Source organism: Xanthomonas hyacinthi (genome assembly GCF_009769165.1).
Classification (GTDB): Bacteria; Pseudomonadota; Gammaproteobacteria; order Xanthomonadales; family Xanthomonadaceae; genus Xanthomonas_A; species Xanthomonas_A hyacinthi.
Genome location: NZ_CP043476.1, coordinates 2314971 through 2337292, shown reverse-complemented (window position 1 = coordinate 2337292; position 22322 = coordinate 2314971). Strand labels below are relative to the sequence as shown.

Sequence of the window (22322 nt, the reverse complement as noted above, 5' to 3'; positions counted from 1 at the left end):
GACGGGCGGACGCGGACTGCGGCTATATTAGCCACCTGTCCTCCCGCTGGATGCGGGCGCGGCGCTGGATTGCATGGCGCAGCGCGTGCCGCAGCGGGCCGATTCCGTGGCTCGACCGCTGGATACCCTCGATGACGTCGCATCGCTCCTTGGTTTTTCTGGGCCGGACCCTGCTGGTGGCGATCACGGGCCTGTCGCTGGGCCCCGCGCCGGCGCAGACCATTGGTGGCGACCCCTACGAGGCGCCGATCCGGCGCTGTCGCACGGAACTGGCGCAGCAACCGCGGGCCTCGCTGGGGATCGCCAGCGACTTGCTGACCAGGTCGGACCTGCCGTTGCCGGTGCAGGTGATGGCCACCGGCTGCCTGGCCACCGCCCAGCACGTGCTCGGCGACGGCGCGCGCGCCTCGGCGAGCGTCGAGCGCCTGTTGACGCTGCTGCACGAACCGACGCTGCCGCCGGCGCTGCGCGCCGGCGAACGGCTGCAGGCGGCGCAACTGCTGCAGCAAATGAACCAGGTGCCGCGCGCGGTGAAACTGCTGGAGCAGGTGCAGGCCGACGCGCTGGCCAGCGGCGACATCGGCGCGCAGATCAGCGCGCTGATGGCCATCGGCCTGATGCGCGGCGCACTGGACGACCACGAGGGCGCACTGACCTACTTCCGCCAGGCGATCGCACTGGCGGAGCGGCTGCAACGGCCGGCCTCGCCCGGGGACATCACGCTGTACTACAACTACGGGTACGCGCTGCTGGTGCTCAAGCGCTACGAGGAAGCCGATCGCGCGCTCGAGCATGCCGCGCGCACGGCCACCACGCTCGGCGGCAGCGAGGTGCTGCTGAACCGCATCGTCAGCCATCGCGGCGACATCCAGCGCGCCAGCGGCCACCTCGAACGCGCCGAGCCGCTGTTCCGGCAGGCGCTGCAATGGCAGCAGACGCATGGCGATCCGCAGGGCGCCGTGGTCAGCCTGCAACGCCTGGCGCGGCTGCGGCTGGACCAGAAGCGCAGCGCCGATGCGCTGGCCTACGCCGAGCAGGCGCAGGCGCTGGCCACGCGCGGCAACTTCATGCTGGAAATCCGCGACGGACTGGATCTGCTCGGCGAAATCCACAGCGCACTGGGCGACAACGTCGCGGCCGCACGCGACACCCGGCAGGCGCACGCGATGGACCGCGCCAAGGCGCGCGGCGAGACCATCGCCGCGCTGGCCAAGCTGCAGGCGGACGCGGCGCGGACACTCCCGCCGGCGGCCATCGACGCGAGCATGGCCCGCGCCGACAACGCCGGCACGATCGCGATCGGCCTCGCCCTGGCGCTGACGCTCGGCGCGATGCTGGTGGTGCTGCACCGACGCCGCCAGCGCCGCGCGCTCGATCTCGGCCAGCGCGATCCGCTGACCGGGCTGCTGACCCGGCCGGAAGCCGAGCGCCGCATGCAGGCGCTGTTCGCCGCGGCGGCAGACACCGCGGGCGAGGCCGACAGCCGCTGCGCGCTCGTGCTGGTCGACGTGGACGGGTTCAAGGCCTTGAACGCGCGCTACGGCCATGCCGCCGGCGACCGCGCGCTGCTGGCGCTGGCCAGCTGCCTGCGCGAGGGCTGCGACGCCGACGATCTGGTCGCACGCTGGGGCAGCGAGGAATTCCTGGTGGTGCGCGCGGACACCTCCGCGGCCGCCGCGTTCGCGCTGGCCGCGCACCTGCGCGGCGCGGTCGAGCGCCTGCGCGTGGATGCCTGGCAGGGCGAAACGCTGGCGCTGACGGTCTCGGTCGGCGTGGTGCCGTTCCCGTTGTTCGCTCGCTCCGCTGCGCGCCTGCAGGACAGCATGGCGCTGGCCGAGCGCGCGGTCCACACGGCCGGGCACGCCGGCGGCAATGCCTGGGCCGGGCTGTGGGGCGTGGCGGGCGCTGCGGCGATCGCGGCGCAGCAGGTGGTGCAGGACCCGCTGCAGGCGCGCGCACAAGGCTGGGTGCTGCTCGACGGCAGCGATCCGCTGCTATGGACGCACGCGGGTCGCGCGCCGGCCGGCGCGCGACCCGCGTGAATGCCCGGTTCGAACGCAGCGTGCCGCCTGCGCACGCCGCACGGCAGGCGGCACGCTAAGATTCGCGCAGTGAACGCCCGCCCCCACTGATGTCTTCCGTCCCGGCCGAGTCGCGGGCGAGCTATCTGCAGCAGCAACGGCTGCGGCTGCAGGCGCAGCTGCAGCAGGCGCAGGCGCGGCAAGCCGCCGCCGAAGCAGAAGTGGAGCGGCACCTGCCGGCGGTGGAACAGGCCGTGGCCGCGATCCGTAGCGACTTCGTCGCGCAGGCCGCACAGGCCGCGAGCGCGGTGCTGCGCCGCGAACGCCGCCGCGCATGGTGGCCGGCGCTGCTGCTGCGTCCGCTACTGCCGGACTGGCGCTGGCGGCTGGCGCTGCTCGCGCTCCTGCTGCTGGCGCTACCGTGGATGAGCGCGCACTGGCTGGGCGATGCGCGTGGCGATCTGGACTGGTGGCGCCATCTGGGCCTGCAGCGCGACACCTTGGTGCTGCTGCAGCGCGCGCTACCGTCGCTGCTGGTCTATGCGCTGCTGGCGATCGGCGGTGCGCAACTGCTGGCCCGGCATGTCAGCCACGACGAACGCGCGTTGCTGACCGGGTTCGCGCAGCGGCCGCTGGCGTTGATGCAGTTCGCCCGCGACGACCGCCGCGGCAGCGCCTCTCCGTACCGCGTCACCCGCGCGCCCTGGCCGCTGCGCGAACTGCAAAGCCGCTGGCAGATCGACGCGGCGCACGGCGACCTGGCCGGCGCGCGCATGCTGGCGCTGCACGACGGCGCCGAACCGGAACCACAGATGCAGGCGCTGCTGGTACTGCCCGACGCGACCCACGCCGCGGCGCTGATCCCGATCGCCGCCGCGCTGGACGCCGACGCGCAGGCGCAGCTGCACGCCCTGGCGCTGGGGGTGGCGACGAGCGCGGCGGCCGCGTCGCAGCCGATCGCCGAACTGCACCGGCACGTGGACGCCTGGATGGAGGCACGCAGCCAGCAGCGCATGCTGCAGCGGCGGCTGCAGAGCATCGACGCCATCCACCGCCACTGGGCCGACGTGGCGCTGCCCGACAGCACCCTGGACCAGATCCTGAAGCTGGTGGACCTGTTCGTGTCCGGGCGCACGCCGGCGCCGAAGGGCATGCTGCTGCACGGCCCGCCGGGCACCGGCAAGACCCTGATCGCGCGCAAACTGGCGCGCCACGCCGGCTGCCATTTCGAGGCGCTGGGCGTGGCCGACCTGAAGGCCGCGCACGTCGGCCACACCGGCCCCAAGGTGCAGGCGATCTGGCAGCGCTGCCGCGCCAAGGCGCCGGCGATCCTGTTCATCGACGAATGCGAGAGCGTGTTCGCGCGCCGCGGCGGCGTGGACAGCGACAGCTTCGGCGCCGAGCTGGTGCAGACCTTCCTCGCCGAATGGGACGGTTTCCACGAGGCGCACGGCCAGGTGCTGGTGATCGGCGCCACCAACCGTCCCGAACTGCTCGACGATGCGGTGCTGTCGCGCGTCACCGCCAGCATCGGCATCGGCCTGCCCGACGCGGCCGCGCGCGCGCGCATTCTCGGCGGCGCACTGCAACGCGCCGGCTTCGCGCTGGCGCTGGACCCGCGCGTGGTCGCCGACAGCAGCGGCCTGTCCGGCCGCGACCTGCACACCCTGGTGGCGCGGGTCGCCGCCGAGTGCCTGGACGGCGACCTCGACGACGACGCGCTGCTGGCGCAATTGCGCTTGCTGCGCGGCAAGGGCTCGACCCGGGTGGCGCCGCTGGACTGGAACGACATCGTGCTGCCGGCGCCGGTGATCGAGGAATTCATCGGCCTGGGCAAGGAACTGCGCAATGCCGAGACGCTGGCCGCGCTGGGCGTGCCGGTGCCGCGCGGCATCCTGATGTACGGCCCGCCCGGCACCGGCAAGACCCAGCTCGCGCGGATCCTGGCCAGCCAGTCGGGGCTGGCCTTCATCGCCCTGACCGGCGCCGACCTCAAGGCCGCCTACCTGGGCCAGTCGGGCCAGCGCGTGCGGGCCGCGTTCGAGCGCGCCCGCGCGCAGGCGCCGTGCATCGTGTTCGTCGACGAGATCGACATCGTCGCGCCGGCGCGCGGCGCCGATGGCGACGACGCGCTGACCCGCGAAATCGTCGGCCAGCTGCTGCAGGAACTGGACGGCGTCGCCAGCCAGGCCGGGCAGGTGTTCCTGCTGGCGGCCAGCAACCATGCCGAGCGGATCGATCCGGCGCTGTTGTCGCGGCTGGACCGGCAGATCGAGATCGGCCTGCCCGACGCCGCCGCGCGCCGCGCGATCATCGCGCGCCTGTTGCATGGCAAGCCGCTGGCCTTCGACGCGGCGGAAGCGGCCGCGTGGCTGGCCGAACGCAGCGCAGGCCGCTCCGGCCGCGACCTGCAGACCTGGGTCAGCCGCGGCATGCGCCGCGCCGCCCGCCGCGCGCTGCTGGAAAGCGACGATGCGGCGAACACCAAACTGCAGTGGGACGACCTGGTCAAAACCGCCAGCGCGCTGCCCCTGTAGGAGGGGTTTCAACCCCCGCCCGGGCGTTAGCGGCGAGGCGTCGGAGCTGAAGCCCCTCCCACAGGGCACCCGCTCGGCTATCCGCAAGCCACTGTGCGACTTCAGTTGCGACGAACGAAGCGGCAATGTCGCCGGCACCGGATTGCGCATGGTCGCGAGCAGCAACAGAAAGACACGGCGCCCATCACTCCTCCGGCAACATCACCTCGACACGATAGCGACGGCCCGGCTCGATGCCCTCGATCCGCGGCACCTGCAGCACCCGCCCATCCACGCTGACCCGCTGCGCAACGCACCCCGCAGCGCGCTGCATGCGCACCTCGAACACCGCACCGCGAGAACGGCGCTGCACCTGCGCCCGCATCCAGTGCGACGGCAGCTGCGGGCGCACGCATAGCGCCTCGCCCTCGCCTTTCAGGCCGAACAAACCCTCGATCAGGCAGCGGTACAGCCACGCCGCAGTGCCGGTATTGAACAGCTGGCTGGAACGGCCGGCGGTGCGCGGCAGCTCGCGCCAGGCGCCGCGGTAATAGTTCGGCACGAACACCGGCAGCTGCCCGCGCTGCAGGTAGTCGGCCAGCTCCGGCCCCGGGATCATCGCGCGCAGCACGCGCCAGGCGCGGTCGGCGTCGCCGATCGCATACAGCGCATGCAGGTGGAACGCAGCGGCGTGGTTGTAGACCGAACCGTTCTCCGCCGAACCCGGATGCTTCTGCGTAAGCCGGCCCACATCCTCGCGCATCGCGGTATACGGCGGCGCCAGCGTGGTTGGCCCGTACGGCGTGACCGCCGCGCCCACCGCATGATGATCAGCGCCAGCACGAACAGCACCCGCCACGGCGGATTGCGCAGCAGGTCGGCGATGTCCTGCAGCACCGGCGCGCGCGGCTGCGGCAAGGGCTGCACGCGCTCGCGCGTGGTCGCGAACACGATCGCGAACAGCGCCGCCGCGGCGATGCCATAGACCAGCATGGTGCGTTGCCAGCCCTGCGCCTCGTCGCCGTTGCCGAACCAGCGCACCAGGTTCAGCGTGGCGTCGTTGACCAGCGTGGTGTCGGCGAAGGCAGCGATGAAGCGGAAGCCGATCAGCGTGGTGCGCTGCCGGCGGTCGGCGGTGATCACCCCGGACAGCGCCGAGTACGGAATGCTGATCGCCGTGTACATCAGCATCATCAGCGCGAAGGTGACGTAGGCCCAGGCCAGCCGCCCGCCCTGGCCCAGATCCGGCGAGGTGTAGGCCAGCACGCCACTGGCGGCCATCGGCAGCGCCGCGAACAACAGATACGGCCGGAACTTGCCCCAGCGCGTGCGCGTGCGATCGGCGATCGCGCCCATCAGCGGATCGGTGACCGCATCGACCACCTTGGTCGGCAGGATCATCGTGCCCACCGCGGCGGCCGGCAGGCCCATGGTGTCGGTGTGGAAGATCAGCAGGAACGCGGAGATGTTGGCCCAGTAGAAATTGAAGCCCATGTCGCCGACGCCGTAGCCGACCTGCGCGGTCCAGCGCAGCGGGGCAGCGGCGCGTTGCGGCGGTGTCGGCATCGGCAATCCTGTGCGGGTGGGCATGCGATGATGAAACCGCGCCGGGCGCGTTGCGCTGGTCGTGGCGTGCCGACGCTACGCCACGCTGCGCGCATCGCCAACGCCGGCGCGCGCAGCGTGCCAAACCCCCTGCCAGGTATAACCGCACGTGATCGACGCAGCATCGCCAATTCCCGCGCCGCAGCGCAGCGACGCCATCGTCGTGATAGGCATTTCCGGCAGCGGCAAGAGCAGCGTCGCGCAGGCGCTGGCCGCGCACTACGGCCATGCGTTCCTGGACGCGGACGCTGTCCACAGCGCCGCGGCCAAGGCGCAGATGGCGCGCGGCGTGCCGCTCACCGATGCGCAGCGCGTGCCCTGGGTGGCGGCGCTGGCGTTGCGCCTGCGCCAGTCGATCGATGCCGGCCGCAGCGTGGTGCTGGCCTTTTCCGGGCTGCGCCACGCGCATCGGCAGCAGCTGCGCGACAGCGGCGTGCCGATGCGCTTCGTGTTCCTGCACGCCGCCGCGCACGTGGTCGCCGCGCGCCTGGCACGGCGCAGCGGCCACTTCATGCCGCCCGGCCTGTTGCAGAGCCAGATCGACACCCTGGAACTGCCGTTGGACGAACCGGACGTGATCTCGGTGGACGTGGACGCGCCGTTCGACGCGGTGGTGGCGGATGCCATCGCGCAGCTGGATGCCGCGCCTGGCGACGGAAGTGCCGGCGCTGCCTAGCGTGTTTTTTCGCCTCATTTTAGCGATGCTATCGAGCCGCTTCGTTCGTCGCGGCCAAAGCCGCTCCCACAACAGACTTGCGGCCAACTCGCTGCGTGCACTGTGGGAGGGACTGTATATGCCACGTTGCCGAGCCAACGGCAGGACACCGTGCAACCGCCGCACGCAGGAGCCAGCACCGCTCACTCCGGCGGCAACCGCAACTCCTGCAGCAACTGCGGCGCCGGATACACCTTGGCCAGCAGCCAGCGCAGGTAGCGCATGTCCACATGGATCGCGCGCTTGTAGCGCGGGTCGTACCACCAGCTGGCGCCGACCGCCTCCCAGTTGCTGTCGAAGTTCAGCCCGATCAGCTCGCCGCGTGCGTTGAGCACCGGCGAGCCGGAATTGCCGCCGGTCGTATCCAGGTTGGTCAGGAAATTCACCGGCTGCGTCTGCAGCTGCGCATCGGCGGTGCTGCCGAAATCGCCCTTGGCGATCGCCTCGAGCAACGGCCTGGGCACATCGAACGGCGCCTGCCCGGTGTTCTTCTCGACAATGCCGGCGACCGTGGTCAGCGGCGCGAAGCTCACCGCATCGCGCGGCGCCAGCGGCTCGACCCGGCCATAGCTGATCCGCAGCGTGCTGTTGGCATCCGGATACACCGCCCGTCCCTGCCGCTTGCGCCAGGCGACCAGCGCACGCATATAGGCCGGACGCAGGCGCAACTGCTCGCCCTCGCGCGCCTTGCGCTCGTCTTCCAGCCGCAGTTGCGCCGGTATCAACGCCGCGGCCAGCGTCATCAATGGATCGGCGGCCACCGGCTTGCCCGCGCGCGCGGCAGCGAAGCGCGACAGGCGTTCGGCCTCCTCGCCCAGCCTGGTCCCGGCATAGCGTTTGTCCAGCGCCTGCTGCAATTGCGCCGGCGTGCGCCCGAACGCCGCATCGAATTCCGCCACGCGCTGCGCATCGGGCAGCTGCTGATAGCGGGTCAGCAGCGCGCTCAACAGCGCCTTCTCCACCGTAGGCGCGTAGCGCCGCTGCACCTGCTTCAGCGTGCCCTCGATCAACGCATAGTCGCGCCGCTGGTAGCTGGTTTCGCGCTGATCGTCGGGTTTGCCCGACTCCAACCGCAACCGCTCCAGCGTCAACGCCGAACGCAGCAACTGGGTCTGGGTCCCGATCAAGGCCAGCAGCAGATCGCGCTCGCGCAGCGCCGAGGCATCGGCCAGCAGCGCCTGCAAGACCGCGATGTCGCGCGCATCGTCGCCATGCGTGGCGGCGAGCATGCCGCGCTCGTCCTCGCCGCGCAGCCGCACCGCATCGCTGCGCTGCATGCCTTCCAGCTCGCCGGCCGCGCGCTTGCGATTGTTCTTCAACGACTGCAGCTGCGCCGCATAGCGCGTGCGCGCCTCCGCATCCGCCTTGCCCGCCGCCTCGATGACCGCGATCATCTGGTCGAACACCGCCACCCGCTGCGGCAGCGTCCAGTTCACCTGCTCGTCGAACTCCGCCGCCGTGCGATGCCGGTAGGTGATGCCCGGATACCCGGCCAGCATCGCGTAGTCCCCGGCCTTCGGCCCCTGCGTGGCGATCTGCAGATGCGCCGGCGGCTGGTACGGCACATTGTCGGCGCTGTAGTCGGCCGGCTTGCCGTCCTTGCCGACGTAGGCGCGCAGCAGGGTGAAATCGCCGCTGTGCCGCGGCCACATGAAATTGTCGATCTCGTCGCCGTAGTTGCCGATCGCCCGCGGCGGCGCATACACCAGGCGCACGTCGCGCAGCTCCAGCTGCCGGATCCGGTAGAAATCGGTGCCGTAATACATGTTGGCGACGCTGCAGCGCACCCCGCCCTCGCGCTCGCAATCGGCCACGATGCGCTTGCTCGCCGCATCCACCGCATCGAAATAGGCGCGCCCGGTCTTGCCCTTGGCCGGCCCAAGCACGGCGTCGGTGACCTTGTCGAAGCCCACCGTCACCAGCACCCGGAAATCCGGATTGGCCGCACGCTCGTCGCCACGGTCCTTGGCGATGAAGCCGTGTTCGATCAGATTCTCCTTGGCCGAGGTGTTGTACTGGATCACCCCATAGGCCACATGGTGATTGGTCAGTAACAGGCCCTCCCCCGACACGAACGCCCCGGTCCCGCCCCCGACCTTGACCACCGCACTCAACGGCGGCTGCGTCACCGTCGCCAGATCGCGTGGATCTCCACGGAAGCCCGCCTCGCGCAGCGGCTTGGCCAGCTCCGGCAACTGCGACGGCATCCACATGCCTTCGTCGGCGGTGGCGGTGAGGGCGAGGCTTAGGGTGAGCGAGGCGGCGAGATTGCTGGGTGTAGGCATGCGGCAGTCCACAACTACAAAGTTAGCTCGTGACCTTATCCTGCTGTCGCTTTGGCGACAACAGCGAACCAATTCTTCTCAATGGAGCCATCCAACGGTGCGTCGACCATCGCACATCCTTGAATACGGGCTTTCTCTCTGCGCATCCAACTACGACACCCGGCAGTCTTGCAAAAGATCGGACGGGTTAGGAAAATATCCTCGGCACTCGTCAGACCATCTCGGAAAATGATCTGGCGGGCTATTGTCTACTGGGTTAATCCTGCTCTAGGGGAAGTCGTTTAGTGCCTGAGTGGGAACAGCGGAAGGCTAGCCTTGGGCGCGCATTCTTTCGGTCACGCAGTAGCACTATTGCAAACGCTCTTCAGCAGTCCTGATTAGCCCTGACCCTCAGCCGATAGTCGCAGGATCTGCGCCGTGCTGGGTGGAGGCTGGCGCCACCTGAAGCCGACGAGGTGGCGCGATGAGCATCAACGCCGTGCAGTTCCAGCCTGGATTGTCGATGTCCGAGTTCATCGCATGCTACGGCACCCAGGCCAAGTGCTATCGCGCCTTGTACAAGTGGCGGTGGCCGCAGGGTTTCCGTTGCCCGTCCTGTGCAGGAAGGGCCCGGTCGCGTTTCAAGCGCAGCGTGGCGATCTACTACCAGTGCCGCGCCTGCCGCCATCAGACCACGTTGATGGCCGGTACGATGTTCGAAGGGACCAAGCCGCCGCTGCGCACATGGATGCTGGCCTTGCATCTGTTGACAGCGACAAAGACCAATTTGGCGGCGTTGGAGTTGATGCGCCATTTTGGCGTCAACTACAAGACCGCCTGGCGGATGAAGCACAAGATCATGCAGGCCATGGCCGAGCGCGAAGCCCCGCGCACACTCAGCGGGTTCGTGCAGATCGACGATGCGTACCTGGGCGGCGAGCGCAACGGTGGCAAGGCCGGACGCGGATCGGAGAACAAACAGCCGTTCCTGATAGCCGTACAGACCGATGCGACCTTCGCTGCGCCGAGCGTTGCGGTCATCGAGCCGGTGCGCAGTTTCGATAACGCATCGCTGTGCGACTGGACCGCGCGTCGCCTGGCGCCGGAGTGCGAGGTCTACACCGATGGGCTGGCCTGCTTTCGCCGCCTGGAAGAGGCCGGGCACGCGCACACGACGCTGGACACCGGCGGAGGGCGTGCGGCTACCGAAACGCCTGGCGCGCGCTGGGTCAACGTGGTGCTGGGCAACCTCAAACGCGCCATCAGCGGCGTGTATCACGCCATCGCGCAAGGCAACTACGCAAGGCGCTATCTGGCCGAAGCCGCCTACCGCTTCAATCGCCGATTCCGCTTGCGCCAGATGCTGCCGCGACTTGCCACCGCCATGATGCGCTGCAAGCCTTGTGCAGAGCCGGTTCTGCGTGCAGCGAGCAATTTTCATGGCTGAGGGTCAGGGCTAATCAGGTGAACGCTTGTTACGCGAAGCGCCGGGCTGGCGCGGCGCTTGCCTGCGGACACGCCACGGCCCATTGCAGCATCGCAAGCGCCGTGACAGCCCGGCGGTTTGCGTAACGCAGCGTTATGTTAAGGCGGCCGCCAGGCCGACTTACCCCCGGACAGATGACGCCCAGCGCGCTGCGCAGCAGGGCGCTGACCGACGCGTTCTTCCTGTCCGATCACGACCCTGTTTGATGGGGCGATTCGGCGTCGGCTTGAACGGCGCAGCCGTTAAGCCGCGCCATCGTTAAATCGCGCTACCAGCAACCCTGTCCTGCACTAGCTGTTTTCCCTTCGGGCACGGCTATTCCTCCCGAAGATCGGGATAGGGGTTCAGGGCAACAGGATTTCGGTGATCAGACCAACTGGTCGGGGTTGTCCGGCAGCAACTGCCGGTAGTGCCGCACCGTCACGATCTCGATGACCTCCGGCGTGACCCGGTAGATGATCCGCCACGGGCGTTCCAGCAACTCCCGCAGGTCCTCGCCCGGATACTCCGGCAACCGCCGCCCCAGCAACGGCGGCTCGCCCAACTGCCGCGATCGCAGCAGCAACCACGCCGCCACCTTACGGGCGGCCATCGGCGAGTCCTGGGCAATGTAGGCGACGATCTGGCGCAGGCTGCGGGTCGCTTCCGCCGACCAGACGACCCTCACTCCAGCACGCCGAACTCGGCCAGCAACTCCTCCACCGGCACCACGCGCCCGGCCTTCACGTCGGCCAGACCCCGCTCGATCGAGGCGTGGAGCTCGACCTGATAACGCACGTCATCCCACGTCGCCTCCGGCGGCAACTGCTCGGCGATCTGGTGCACCTGCTGGCTCAGCGTGGTCATGGCGGGAACCTCATGGGGATACGGCTGCATTCTAGTCCTCCAGGTCGGGGGTGGATGAACGGGGCAGCTTCGCCGCCGGGTGCGTGGCCGCGTGCACCGCCTGCAACCGGGCGATCGACACGTGCGTATAGCGCTGGGTGCTGGTGATCTGGCCGTGGCCAAGGATTTCCTGCACGTGGCGGATGTCCGCGCCGTTGTCGAGCATGGCCGTGGCCATCGTGTGCCGGAACAGGTGGCAGGCCCCGCGCTTCTCGATGCCGGCCCGGGTGAAGTAATCGCGCACCCGCCACGACAGCCCATCGGGCGACAGCGGCTGCCCGTACTGGTTCAGGAACAGCCGCCGCTCCCGGGGGTCATGCAACAGCACGGGACGGGCTTCGCGCTCGTACTTGTCGATCCACGCCAGCGCCCGTTCGCCCACCGGCACGAACCGATCCTTCTTGCCCTTGCCCAGCCGCACGGGCAGCGTGCCGCGGCTGTGGTCCACATCGGTCGTCGCCAGGTTGGTCAGTTCGGTGCGGCGGATGCCGGTGGCGTAGAACAGTTCCAGGCAGGCGCGGTCGCGCACGCCTTCCGGCGTGGCAAGGTCGGGCAATGCGAGGACGGTTTCCATTTCGTCGAGGGTCAGCGGTTCGCGCAGGTCGTCGGTGCGCCGTGGCAGGTCCAGGTCGGATGCCGGGTTCGATGCGATCACCTTCTGCCGCACCAGCCAACGGAAGAACATTTCCAGGGTGAACAGCGCCACCCGCTGGCCGTTGATCGCGATGGGCTGGCCGTTGACCTTGCGGTAACGGAACAGGTGGCGCTGGAACCGCTCCACGTGCGCATGGGTCACCTCCGTAGGCCGTTCGATGCCGCGTTCGTGCGCCCAGTGATGGAAGTGCGCCAAGCGGCGGCGGCGCGTGCGCACGTCGTTGACGCTGCGGTGCTGGCTTCCAGTTGCGCCACGTAGCGGCGTATCCACGCCGCCAGCCCGTCCGGGTCGCTGGGAGCCAGCAGCAGCGCCAGCCGTTCGGTGCGGGTGCCGGCCATGTCAGCGCACCGCCGCCGCGTGGCCGTTGACCCGCCCGCGACGTGGTTTTGCCGGCGGCAACGGCAACGAAGCGGCGGCGACCGCTGTTTTTGAGGGGATTTCGGTGCTTTCGGCGGGCCGCGAGGGGGCCGCAACCCCGCCGCGACCGGGCCGCAACCGCCCCGCGAGGTCGGGGGCCTGACCCCGCGAGGTGGAAGATTTCCCCCGCGAGGTGGGGGGGGTCACCCCGCGAGGTCGCCACGTCCGCCAGCCCCATCGCCTGCGGGCCGTCCGCCCCGGCGTCGCCGTCGAACAACAAGCCGTAGGCGAAGCGCTGGCCCAGCTTGCCGCCATGCACGGCCACGTAATCGAGCTGCACCAGCCGATCCAGGTGCACGCGCAACTGCGTGTCCGACAGCCCCAGCACCCCGCGCACCGTGCGCCGGGTAAAGCGCACGTCCGCCCGGGGCGTGTCGGTGCCGGCCACCTGCTGCGTGACCCACGCATCCAGCGCCACCAGCACCCGCCGGGTCTGCGGTGGCAGTTCATCAAGGCTGCGACCGAGAACGGCATGCGCCAGGCGGTTGGCCAGCGCGATATCGCCCTGCGTCACTTCGATGTATTCCACCGCCGCGCCGTCGACCTCGACCGTGCGCACGGTGCGCTGGTGCTGGCGCAGCAGCGCGATCGCGTCGATCAGCACCAGGTACTTCACGTGGTCGCGGCGCAGCCGCACCCGGTCGCTGGCGAACGTCAGTTGTTCGGCGAACGGGTTCACCACCGCCAGCGGCCGCAGCAGCGTCTGTGCGGCGCGGTGCGCCTGCAACACGTGTTCGCTGCGCACCTTCGCCTGCAAGCCGGCGAGTGTGCGCGCCTGCCGCTGCCGCTGCTGGATGGCGGCCGTCTGCTCGGCGGTTTCGTTGATCGTCAGCACAAGACAACGGTTCAACAGTTCTTCGTCGATGTCGATGGCCGTCGTGGTCAGGCACAACATCACCGGGCCTTCCACGCGGTACTCCGCCGTCGCCGGTCGCGGGGTCTTTCCCGGTCGAGGCGATGGACAGTTCCCCCTGCGATTGCAGCAGCTTCAACGCATACGCCGCCTGGCGCACGCCTTCTTCCTCGGCGATGGCCAGGATCTTGTGCCGCAGATCCCCTTCGCCCAGGTAGAACAGGCTTTGCCCGGTCATCGCCGAGTAATGCACGCGCTGGGATTCGGGCATCAGCGACAACAGCGCATCCATCAACGTCGATTTGCCCGCCGCGCTGGTGGACTGGATCAGGATGGCCAAGGGCTTGTCCAGCAGCCGCGACACCATCGCCAGATAGCCCACCAATGCATTGACCCCTTCGCCGACCACGCCGATGGCTTCCACGTCCGCCACGATGCGTTCGGCCAGGTACGGATCGCGCAGCAGCGTCAGCCCGGCCGCTTCCTCGGCGTCGGTCAGCGTCGGGCCGTCCTTCGACGTGTCCGGCTGCAACGCGCCGCGGATCGCCTGTTCCTGCAACGGCTCCAACGCGATCACCAGCGCCGACAGGTCCCCCGTAATGACGTTCTCGCTCACGCCCAGTTCCAGCGCGGCGGCTTTGACGAACGTGGCCCGCGCCCGCGCTTGGTACAGGTCGAGCGTGTCCAGGTGCAGGTGGTCGCCGGCCGACAGCCGCAGCGTCACCTTCAAGGATTCCGCCGACAGGCAACGCGCCAGCCCGCGCACCCGGTAGCTGCGCGGGCCGCGCTGGAAGCGCACGTCGTCCTCGCCGGCCACTTTCAGAGAACCGCTGGCAGGGAGGGCCGGCGACAACGATGGCGACAGCGCCGGGGCGGGCGGGTTCACGGTCGGGGACGGTCGCGGCATTTCGGGCTCCTGGCCAAAAACCCGTCAAGCAGAACAATTCGACACAAGAATATCCGTTTTAGTAGTATTTTTAACTCCAATAGCGAACCACTGGATACGGTATGACCCATCTCCACCCGATCACCCCGGCAACCTTGGCCATCAGCGACGACGAACGCGCTTTCTTCATCGAACTCGGCACGCGCATCCACACGCTGCGCAAGGCGCAACGCATCACCCAGGTACAACTGGCCGAACAACTCGGCGTCTCCCAGCAGACCATCACCGCCTACGAGAGCGGCAACCGCCGCGTGCCGATTTCGCATCTGCCGCGTCTGGCGGCATTGCTGGGCACGTCGGTCGAAGCCCTGATCGGGCAGCCAGCAGCCACCGGCAAGCGCGGGCCGGCTCCGAGGATTCAGCAGCAACTGGAACTGGTCAGCCGCCTGCCGCGTGCCAAGCAAAAAATGGTCAGCGAAGTGCTCGATTCGCTGCTCGCGCAGGCCGCTCGCGGATAACGCCATCCGCCCGCGTGCAGATGCAGGGATTGCGTCGGCTGCATCAGGTCATGCGTCCTGCCGGCGACTACAAGGCGCATTTCCAGCTCACGCACAACGGCATCGATTTCGATTGCCTGTTCCTGGTGGACGTGACGCCCTACGAGTTCGTGCTGGCGGCCATTGGCCATCCCGACGTGGCGCTGCTGTTGCCGGTGCAGCGGGGCTATTACATCGAGCCGGATTTCGGCGATGACTACAAGCCGCTGGCGAGGCTGTTCAACAACGGTGCAGGCGCATTTCAGCCTTTCAACCCCGCGCAGTTCCTGCGCGAGATTGATCGCGCCATTCCCGGCCACTACCGGCAACCGACGCCGGCAAAGATCATCCAGACCTATCGCCATCACGTCGAACACGGCGATCGGCCTTATTTCATCGGCTGGCGCGACAACGACCTGCGCGGCGAGAAGGTCAGCGACGAGAACCTGGTCAAGACCGAACGCTGCTTCGGGCCGGCGTTCCGCAAACTGTGCGAGCGCACGAACCAGAGCTCATGCTGGACGCATATCGCCGCCAGAGAGAAGGCGTTTTTCGCACCGCCAACCAAGCGCTAGAAGTGACAAGCCCGCCAGAGGGTGGGCTTGTGCTCTTGGTGAAGCTCTATGGTTTCCTGCGGAACTGTGCTTCGAACTTGGGCTTCAACTCCGCTAGGTTCGGGCCTGTACAGGCCTCGTCTGGACATGACCTCACCAGTATCAAGCCAGTGGAGAACGCCCATTCCATTGGGTCGCCATCGTAGGGCGGCATCAGCACTTCGAGATCGCACGTCCCATCCTTTTTAAGTCTCGCTCTCATGCGCCCCCACGAACGACCTTCCCAAGTGAAGCCGCTCTCGTAACTCAACAGCTCGAGCGTGTCTGAGCGGCCCGCTCTGCATCCATTCGATTCCAACACGATGAGTTTCGATTCGGGGCGGGACGAATCGCTAAGAGTCCAAACACGGTCATGGACAGAGTCTTCGGCCAAGCGATCGACAATTTCAGTCGCCCCTGGCGGTCTCAAGAATCAAGTGCAACACGTGATTTGAAGGCGAGGATTTCCTTCTCCATGGCCGCTGCCGGCGTGGCCCAGCCTAATGTCTGGCGAGGACGCCCATTCATCAGCTTGGCGACGTGATTGAGGTACTCCTGGCTCGCTTGCGACAAGTCCACGCCCTTGGGCAGGAACTGGCGCAGCAGGCCATTGGTGTTCTCGTTGCTGCCCCGCTGCCACGGCGCATACGGATCGGCGAACCACACGTCGATGTTCAACCGTCGCATCAGCTCCTCGTAACAGGTCAGTTCCGTTCCGCGGTCGTAGGTCAGGCTCTCGCGCAGGAAGGCCGGCAGCTTCTTCATCTGGCGAGTGAAGCCTTCCAGCGCGGCGTCCGCGGTGCAGCCATCCATCCTGCACAGCACCACGAAGCGTGTCTTGCGCTCGACCAGCGTGCCCACGCAGGACCGGTTGAACGCGCCCTTGATCAGGTCGCCCTCCCAATGCCCCGGCAGCAGGCGCTGTTCCACCGCTTCGGGCCGATGCACGATGCGCAGCTCCTCCGGTACCCAGGTGCGCGCCGCTGCTGTGGTGCGCCTGCGGCCTCGCGTGGGCTTGCTCTGGCGCAATGCATCGACCAGGGCCTGCTTCAGGCCGCCGCGCGGATGCGCGTAGATGGCCGCGTAGATCGTCTCGTGACTGACCCGCTGGCTGGCGTCGTCTGGATGCATGTCCCGCAGTGTGGCCGCGATCTGCTGCGGCGACCAGCGATCGAACACAAGACGGTCGTGGACGAACTCGAACAGCACCGCGCCCGCGATCAGCCTGCGTGCTCGTACGCTGCGCGATCGCCGCGATCGATACACCAGGGCTGCCGCATGCGCCGAGTACACGCCGCTGTCCAGACGCCGGATCTCGCGGCTCAGCGTCGATGCGCTACGCCCCAGGCGGCGACCGATCCCACGAAGACTCGTTCCCCGATCGCGTTCGACCTGAAGCACCGCGCGTTCCTCACTACTCAGATGACTGTACTGTCTTCCCATCGCAACACCCTACGCTCTGTGAGGTGTTGCACTTGGAAGTTGAGTCTGCCCCTTCCTGTATGCACCAGGCAGCTTGTTTGATCTCGCATTTTCGTGGAGGCGCAGCCGGAGCTTGGACGGAGGCCGCTGATGTGCAACCACTCAGGGAGAGCAGGCCACTTCCGACAAAAAGTAAAAGTAGAAGTCTCATCAACAACCTCCTGAGGCCGCCGAAACACCCTTCGCACAAGTTTTGACGTTGGTTGGTGCCTTGATAATTTCACCAAGGGTCTGCGAGTTCGCGCCAGAGCCAGACAAGTCTTTCATGACGTTAGCTGCACCTGGAACATCTGCAGGCAAGCTCTTTCCACTGACATCGATGCCGCCTTTGTATTGATCGCCAGCACCGAGTCCATGCCCAACTTCGTGAGCAAAAAAAGGGGCCGGAGGAAATATGCGGTTGAAGTGGATATTTCCTCTGGCCCCTTTGATGCCGGGCCCCTTTGATGCCTGAATAAGTGAACCTGACCCCGTTGCCCTCAAAATGCTTCAAGCTTTCCCTGTTTCCTCTGGTGGCTCCCAGTCTATTAGTTGCGAGAGCGTACAAAGATCACAACCACTAATTAGATCTGCTATTTCTTCCGGAACAGCAACATGCTTAAGGCTATACCTTTTATCATCATCTACCGCTATTATTAGAAATGGATTTGAGCTTGCGTCATTGAAGACTATTCCATATAAGCAAGTCCCTACAGAGATTGCAGAAGCCGGAACAGATTCCGTAGTCCCGCTTTCCTCCTTTACCTGCTCAAAATGATCTGGCACTTCACCCGGCTTAGTCGGACGCACCCACTCTGATCTCAGCAGAAAACTAATTGAAGACAATTTATTAATATCTTCAATGCAAGCAAGATCTCTTGGACAATAATCTTTCCGACTATCAATGGATATGCCATAGATTTCAAACTTAAAATCTACGTCAAAATAATTCCACGATAATGAAATACAGTTATCCTCACGATCCAGAAGATAGATAGATTCCATAACAGGGTCGTTTATTCGACTAACGAACAACCCCCTTGGGGAGATATTTGAAATTCTCTCCAAGTCTTGACGATCCGGAATGAAAGATTTCCAATGCATCATGGTTTTGGCTTAAGATTGTCAGGAACAGGGGTGTTTTCTGGGAAATGAATTATTTCCGGCGGCTTGGTGCCGTTTGCTGGAATATCAATTCTTGGCCCACTCTTGCCTCCTGTGCGAACCGCAACTCCATTCGGAGCCGTGCTTCGGCCCTTATCGTTCGGTGCACCTAGAGTTCCGCCAGTCAACTCCTCAACGACTCCGGCAAATTTCTCACCTGGTAGCGATGTTCCAACTGCCTCGCCTCCATTTTTTCCAGTTGCTCTAGGACTTTCACCAACTAGGCCTGTCGGAAGGTCTGGAGACGGTGCGTTGCCGCTATTTCCACCGTTATCAGCAACAGATTCGCTTTTGTGAAAAATTTCCTTTACAACCTCTTTTGTGACCCTGTCTAGCTTAGCTGCGACTTGTTCTCGCTGCTCAGGCGTTGTGCCAACATAATATACAGTAGCAAATATAGCTAAAGGTATTACAGCCTCTAGCACTACCGCATTTCTTCCATCGGGATCTGTAAATTTATATGGATTGTTATTGGCATATCGATACCTATTAAAGCTCGCATCGGCACTGATTGCACTTATTGGATCACTGCTAAGAAACCGCCCTATACTTTGGTCATAGTAGCGCTGCTGCATATATGTAAGCCCAGTCGTCGCATCCATGACGTGCCCCGTATAACCAGGCCCATCCGTCAACGGGCGATTAAGCAAACTCCCATACGGCTCGTACTCGCTGCGCTCGATAATATTCCGGTCCTTGTCCGTCACCAGTACCACAGAACCCAGCCCATCCGTATGGACATACCGAACCGTCTGCGCCGAGGCGCTGAACACGACGAGCAATGAAATGGCCGCTGCGGCGGTGACGCGCAGCGCTGCCTTAACCACCCGAATTCTCAACATGACTCGTCCTTACACTTTTTGAATGATTGATTTCAAAAAAGGGGCCGGCAAAAAAAAGGGGCCGGAGGAAATATGCGGTTGAAGTGGATATTTCCTCTGGCCCCTTTGATGCCACTGGCCCCTTTGATGCCGAAGGTCAGGCTTTCGGCGAACGGGTTCACCACGGCGAGTGGCCGCAGCAGCGATTGCGCGGCGCGGTGTGCGCTAAGCACCTGCTCTGCACGCACGTTGGCCTGCAAGCCAGCCAACGTGCGCGCCTGCCGTTGCCGCTGCTGGATCGCGGCGGTCTGTTCGGCCGTCTCGTTGATCGTCAACACCAGGCAACGGTTCAACAGTTCTTCGTCGATGTCGATGGCCGTGGTGGTCAGGCACAGCATCACCGGGCCTTCGACGCGATATTCCGATGTCACCAGCTTGCCGGTGGCCGGGTCTTTGCCGGTGCTGGCGATGGTCAACTCGCCCTGCGATTGCAGCAGCTTCAACGCATACGCAGCCTGGCGCACGCCTTCTTCCTCGGCGATGGCCAGGATCGTGTGTTTGAGGTCGCCTTCGCCGATGTAGAACAGGCTTTGCCCGGTCATGGCGCTGTAGTGCACCCGCTCGCGTTCGGGCATCAGCGACAGCAGCGCATCCATGAGGGTCGATTTGCCCGCTGCGCTGGTGGACTGGATCAGGATCGCCAGCGGCTTGGCCAGCAGCCGCGACACCATCGCCAAGTAACCGACCAGCGCATTAGTCCCTTCGCCCACCACACCGATGGCTTCCACGTCCGCCACGATGCGCTCGGCCAGCGCAGGATCGCGTAGCAGCGCCAGCCCGGCCGCTTCTTCGGCTTCGCTCAACACCAGCGCATCCGAAGCCGTGTCCGGCTGCAACGCGCCTCGGATGGCCTGTTCCTGCAATGGCTCCAACGCGATGACCAGCGCCGACAGGTCGCCGGTGATGATCGATTCGGATACGCCCAGTTCCAGCGCAGCGGCCTTCGCGAACGTACCGCGTTGCCGGGCTTGATACAGGTCCAGCCTGTCCAGGTGTAGGTGATCGCCGGCACTCAACCGCAGTGTGATCTTCAACGACTCGGCCGAGAGGTTCCGGGCCAGCCCACGCACGCGATAGGCACGCGGGCCACGAGTGAACCGAACGTCATCTTCGCTGACCACCTCCACTCCACCACAGGGCCGGTCGGCGGCACCGACAAGGGCGCGGACAGCGCCGACGAAGGATCAAGGGGTTGCGTCATGAGCGGGCCTCCGGCCAAAAACCTGTCAAGCAGAACAATTCTGCCTTGATAATATCCGCTTTTGTAGTATCGTCAACCCCAATAGCAAACCTATGGATACGGTATGGCTCACCTCCACACGCTTACACACCCCACCGTGGCCATCAGCGACGACGAACGTGCCTTCTTCATCCAGCTCGGTGCCCGCATCACCGGCCTGCGTAAAGACCAGGGCATCACCCAGGTGCAGCTCGCCGAGCAGCTCGGCGTATCGCAACAGACAGTCACCGCCTACGAGAGCGGCCGACGCCGCGTGCCCATCTCGAACCTGCCGCGCCTGGCCACGCTGTTAGGCACTTCGGTCGAAGCCTTGATCGGCCAGCCGGCCACCGCCAGCAAGCGCGGCCCCACGCCGAAGCTGATGCAACAACTCGAACGCCTGCACGCTTTGCCCAAGGCCAAGCAGAAGATGGTCAGCGAAGTGCTCGACTCGCTGCTCGCGCAAGCCGGGCGATAACAGCAAGGATGAACATGATGATCCCAAAGCCTTACTACACGCTAATCAACACCTCGATTGGCGACGACCCGGCTGTCGTCGTCGTTAATTCCGCGCTGCGAACATTCAAGGATCGCGAGGCTTTTCCATGGCATCTGAGGATCAGCATCGATTGCAAGTTACTGGGCGCCAACGGCATGCCAACCGATGAAGAAGGCAAAGCTCTCCATCGCTTGGAAGACAGTATCGCCAACCCACTGCAAGTCGCTCAGAACGCACTTTTCCTAGCTCGCATCACCGCACGAGGCGAACGAATATTGATCTATCGCGTGCACGATCCAGAAATGGCGAACGCTACGCTGCAGATACTTGCTGCAGAACCATCCCCACTGCGTGAGTGGGATTATAAGATGGAGCGGGATGATGACTGGGAGCTAGCCCAGCCGGAACTTCATCTTCTTGAGCATGACCCGCACTTTAATTAACAGCCAAACTCCTTTGTACAAGCTTTCTGATAAATCTCTCGTTGAGGATTAGTCGGAGACACACCATTTATTTTGTTGCCAGAAGTTCCACCTTGCGATTGCGCACCACCATTCTGATTTATGAGCTGCTGTTCGCGACCTCGTATCGCAGCCCCATTCGAGGAATTTTTGTCGACAACGCCAGGACCATAGCCTTGAGCCGTTTTGCTTGGTGGTCGGGTTGTCTAGTTCTTGCCGCAACTTGTTGCTCTGGCGTCCCCTTGCCGCTGGTTCTGCCCGCATACACTCCTTCAGGCCCGGTACGCGTGTATGTGGTGGATGTCTTCCCACCACCACGAGGACCTACCAGCATCGAAGCAGCACTAACTCCATCTGAGGCAGTGACGTTCGAACGCATTCCATCTAAAGCAGCATTCTGCAAACTCTCATTGCCGGTGGCTAATCCAACGCCATAGGCGACATCTGCTGCAATTGCTTGCCCAGTCACATGGAATATCCCGCTATCTACTGAACTCCAAAGACGATCGCCGAACTCACCAAAGGATTGAACTGGCCCCTCATTGCTCTGTCGGCCATCGGGGTCAGTAAAGCGATAGGGGTTGTTGTTGGCATAGTTGTAGCGATTGAAGCTTGCACCGGTACTCGGATTCGCAGCTACCGGATCCACCGACAGGAAGCACCCACACATGGGATCGTAATAGCGCTGCTGCATATATGCCAGCCCCGTCGCCGCATCCATGACATGCCCCGTATAACCAGGCCCATCCGTCAACGGGCGATTAAGCAAACTCCCATACGGCTCGTACTCGCTGCGCTCGATAATATTCCGGTCCTTGTCCGTCACCAGTACCACAGAACCCAGCCCATCCGTATGGACATACCGAACCGTCTGCGCCGAGGCGCTGAACACGACGAGCAATGAAATGGCCGCTGCGGCGGTGACGCGCAGCGCTGCCTTAACCACCCGAATTCTCAACATGACTCGTCCTTACACTTTTTGAATGATTGATTTCAAAAAAGGGGCCGGCAAAAAAAAGGGCCGGAGGAAATATGCGGTTGAAGTGGATATTTCCTCTGGCCCCTTTGATGCCTGGTCCCTTTGATGCCTAGTTTGCAATCTGTGTCTTTAGATCACCCAAGTTCTGCGCCGGGCATTCTTTCTTTGTGCAAGTTCGGATCAGAGGCAGCCCACTTGAGTAGCCCCACTCCATAGGGTCATTGGT

Annotated in this window: 18 protein-coding genes and 2 pseudogenes; 8 read left to right on the top strand and 12 right to left on the bottom strand. The window is 65.0% G+C overall.

Annotation, left to right across the window (positions count from 1 at the left end):
• Nucleotides 1–131 precede the first annotated feature (131 nt).
• Nucleotides 132–2042, top strand: coding sequence for a tetratricopeptide repeat-containing diguanylate cyclase (locus FZ025_RS10460; RefSeq protein ID WP_053057286.1), 1911 nt, complete (start codon nucleotides 132–134; stop codon nucleotides 2040–2042).
• A gap of 89 nt (nucleotides 2043–2131) precedes the next feature.
• Nucleotides 2132–4558 (top strand): AAA family ATPase, encoded by a 2427-nt coding sequence (locus FZ025_RS10455; protein ID WP_046979995.1) that lies wholly within the window; start codon nucleotides 2132–2134, stop codon nucleotides 4556–4558.
• A 184-nt stretch (nucleotides 4559–4742) separates the two neighbouring features.
• On the opposite strand, the pseudogene FZ025_RS10450 reads toward FZ025_RS10455, so the two are convergent.
• A pseudogene (locus FZ025_RS10450) lies at nucleotides 4743–5411 on the bottom strand (GH36-type glycosyl hydrolase domain-containing protein); the annotation flags it as partial.
• A pseudogene (locus FZ025_RS10445) lies at nucleotides 5360–6103 on the bottom strand (MFS transporter); the annotation flags it as partial. The pseudogenes FZ025_RS10445 and FZ025_RS10450, both read right to left, overlap by 52 nt.
• Before the next feature lie 148 nt (nucleotides 6104–6251).
• On the opposite strand from FZ025_RS10445, the gene FZ025_RS10440 reads away from it, so the two are divergent.
• Nucleotides 6252–6818 carry a gluconokinase gene (locus FZ025_RS10440; protein WP_244292509.1) on the top strand — a complete coding sequence of 189 codons (567 nt, stop codon included), beginning with the start codon at nucleotides 6252–6254 and terminating at the stop codon, nucleotides 6816–6818.
• A gap of 182 nt (nucleotides 6819–7000) precedes the next feature.
• On the opposite strand, the gene FZ025_RS10435 is transcribed toward FZ025_RS10440, so the two are convergent.
• The gene (locus FZ025_RS10435; RefSeq protein ID WP_104558481.1) at nucleotides 7001–9142 is read right to left on the bottom strand and encodes a S46 family peptidase; all 2142 of its coding nucleotides are present in this window, start codon (nucleotides 9140–9142) and stop codon (nucleotides 7001–7003) included.
• Nucleotides 9143–9605: 463 nt separating this feature from the next.
• Between FZ025_RS10435 and FZ025_RS10430 the strand changes: the two genes are divergently transcribed.
• The gene (locus FZ025_RS10430; protein ID WP_158185522.1) at nucleotides 9606–10568 is read left to right on the top strand and encodes an IS1595 family transposase; all 963 of its coding nucleotides are present in this window, start codon (nucleotides 9606–9608) and stop codon (nucleotides 10566–10568) included.
• A 406-nt stretch (nucleotides 10569–10974) separates the two neighbouring features.
• On the opposite strand, the gene FZ025_RS10425 is transcribed toward FZ025_RS10430, so the two are convergent.
• The 4 genes from FZ025_RS10425 to FZ025_RS22005 form a co-directional block, all read right to left on the bottom strand.
• On the bottom strand, nucleotides 10975–11274 hold the full coding sequence (locus FZ025_RS10425; RefSeq protein WP_046979980.1) for a type II toxin-antitoxin system RelE/ParE family toxin: 300 nt from the start codon (nucleotides 11272–11274) through the stop codon (nucleotides 10975–10977).
• Entirely contained in the window at nucleotides 11271–11453 is a 183-nt protein-coding gene (locus FZ025_RS10420) for a hypothetical protein (RefSeq protein ID WP_046979982.1), read from the bottom strand. Before FZ025_RS10420 ends, FZ025_RS10425 begins: the two co-directional genes overlap by 4 nt.
• 31 nt (nucleotides 11454–11484) lie before the next feature.
• Nucleotides 11485–12417 (bottom strand): site-specific tyrosine recombinase XerC, encoded by a 933-nt coding sequence (gene xerC / locus FZ025_RS10415; RefSeq protein ID WP_146093660.1) that lies wholly within the window; start codon nucleotides 12415–12417, stop codon nucleotides 11485–11487.
• 596 nt (nucleotides 12418–13013) lie between these two features.
• Complete coding sequence (locus FZ025_RS22005; RefSeq protein ID WP_208803759.1) at nucleotides 13014–14303, bottom strand: P-loop NTPase family protein; 1290 nt, start codon at nucleotides 14301–14303, stop codon at nucleotides 13014–13016.
• 155 nt (nucleotides 14304–14458) lie between these two features.
• Between FZ025_RS22005 and FZ025_RS10405 the strand changes: the two genes are divergently transcribed.
• A complete protein-coding gene (locus FZ025_RS10405; protein ID WP_208803732.1) occupies nucleotides 14459–14821 on the top strand; it encodes a helix-turn-helix domain-containing protein in 363 nt (120 codons plus the stop codon).
• A 20-nt stretch (nucleotides 14822–14841) separates the two neighbouring features.
• The gene (locus tag FZ025_RS10400) at nucleotides 14842–15414 is read left to right on the top strand and encodes a DUF6037 family protein (protein ID WP_053057427.1); all 573 of its coding nucleotides are present in this window, start codon (nucleotides 14842–14844) and stop codon (nucleotides 15412–15414) included.
• A 444-nt stretch (nucleotides 15415–15858) separates the two neighbouring features.
• On the opposite strand, the gene FZ025_RS10395 is transcribed toward FZ025_RS10400, so the two are convergent.
• From FZ025_RS10395 to FZ025_RS10380, 4 genes are all read right to left on the bottom strand, one after another.
• Nucleotides 15859–16875, bottom strand: coding sequence for an IS30 family transposase (locus FZ025_RS10395; protein WP_158185509.1), 1017 nt, complete (start codon nucleotides 16873–16875; stop codon nucleotides 15859–15861).
• Nucleotides 16876–17403: 528 nt separating this feature from the next.
• Nucleotides 17404–17898 (bottom strand): hypothetical protein, encoded by a 495-nt coding sequence (locus tag FZ025_RS10390; RefSeq protein ID WP_146093654.1) that lies wholly within the window; start codon nucleotides 17896–17898, stop codon nucleotides 17404–17406.
• A gap of 98 nt (nucleotides 17899–17996) precedes the next feature.
• On the bottom strand, nucleotides 17997–18899 hold the full coding sequence (locus FZ025_RS10385) for an RHS repeat-associated core domain-containing protein (protein WP_104559051.1): 903 nt from the start codon (nucleotides 18897–18899) through the stop codon (nucleotides 17997–17999).
• 32 nt (nucleotides 18900–18931) lie between these two features.
• On the bottom strand, nucleotides 18932–20059 hold the full coding sequence (locus FZ025_RS10380; RefSeq protein ID WP_053057378.1) for a hypothetical protein: 1128 nt from the start codon (nucleotides 20057–20059) through the stop codon (nucleotides 18932–18934).
• A 216-nt stretch (nucleotides 20060–20275) separates the two neighbouring features.
• Here FZ025_RS10380 and FZ025_RS10375 point away from each other — a divergent pair, with 216 nt between their 5' ends.
• Together FZ025_RS10375 and FZ025_RS10370 are read left to right on the top strand one after the other, a co-directional pair.
• A complete protein-coding gene (locus tag FZ025_RS10375; RefSeq protein WP_208803758.1) occupies nucleotides 20276–20635 on the top strand; it encodes a helix-turn-helix domain-containing protein in 360 nt (119 codons plus the stop codon).
• Nucleotides 20636–20643: 8 nt separating this feature from the next.
• Nucleotides 20644–21099, top strand: coding sequence for a DUF695 domain-containing protein (locus FZ025_RS10370; protein ID WP_104559049.1), 456 nt, complete (start codon nucleotides 20644–20646; stop codon nucleotides 21097–21099).
• A 118-nt stretch (nucleotides 21100–21217) separates the two neighbouring features.
• Here the strand turns inward: FZ025_RS10370 and FZ025_RS10365 are convergent, their stop codons facing one another.
• Entirely contained in the window at nucleotides 21218–22078 is an 861-nt protein-coding gene (locus FZ025_RS10365) for an RHS repeat-associated core domain-containing protein (RefSeq protein WP_104559048.1), read from the bottom strand.
• Nucleotides 22079–22322 lie beyond the last annotated feature (244 nt).